At 44.2% G+C, this 443-nt stretch carries 1 pseudogene; it reads right to left on the bottom strand.

The features are described from left to right. Nucleotides 1-353, bottom strand: a pseudogene (locus A136_RS10745) (flagellin); the annotation flags it as partial. Between the last annotated feature and the right edge of the window lie 90 nt (nucleotides 354-443).

The following is a 443-nucleotide window of genomic DNA, read 5'->3' as shown; positions in this document are numbered from 1 at the left end:
GCTGTTACTTCTTCTTGAATCGCTACACGCTCAGATTTTGAGTTTGAGCCGTTTGAAGATTGTAGAGACAAATCACGCATACGTTGCAGGATGTTAGTCGTCTCATTCATTGCACCTTCAGCTGTTTGTGCAATTGAGATACCGTCGTTCGCGTTACGTACAGCAACATCAAGACCACGACTTTGAACGTTCAAACGGTTCGAGATTTGTAGACCCGCAGCGTCATCTTTTGCGCTGTTGATTTTTGAGCCAGAAGCTAGACGCTCCATTGATGTTTGTTGTGCGCTGTTTGCGTTGTTTAGGTAACGTTGCGCTGTCATCGCTGAAACGTTTGTATTTACATTCACTGCCATGGTGATTTCTCCAATTGATTTTCCGGTATAGCGGTTTCCGACGTCTCGGAAAACCAAGTAGTTCTCTCAAAGTTACTTTTAATAACGGCG

Source organism: Vibrio crassostreae 9ZC13, from assembly GCF_000272045.2.
GTDB lineage: Bacteria > Pseudomonadota > Gammaproteobacteria > Enterobacterales > Vibrionaceae > Vibrio > Vibrio crassostreae_C.
This window is presented reverse-complemented; position numbering and strand designations above follow the sequence as displayed.